Source organism: Erwinia sp. V71 (genome assembly GCF_965644245.1).
GTDB lineage: Bacteria > Pseudomonadota > Gammaproteobacteria > Enterobacterales > Enterobacteriaceae > Erwinia.
Map to the genome: position 1 here is coordinate 1 of NZ_CBFFRK010000342.1, position 225 is coordinate 225.

Genomic DNA, 225 nt, shown 5'->3' on the forward strand with positions numbered 1-225 from the left:
GATAGCTTATCGGTAGCTAACCGTCCCTCCATCCACATGACCAAGCGTTGCACTTATTATCTGAATTCGCGAACTACCGATAAGTTATCCCGTTTTTCCTACCACAGATGAGCGAGTAACATGAAGTACCGGCAGTTAACCGAGGGCATACGATACCAGATTGCCCTGTTGTTTGGTGAGAAGATTAGCCTCACAGAGATCAGTAAGCGTGTAGGCGTCAGTAAG

At 47.1% G+C, this 225-nt stretch carries 1 pseudogene; it reads left to right on the top strand.

Features of this window, described 5'->3' with window-relative positions:
- Positions 1–120: 120 nt before the first annotated feature.
- A pseudogene (locus ACSZO1_RS22885) lies at positions 121–225 on the top strand (IS30 family transposase); the annotation flags it as partial.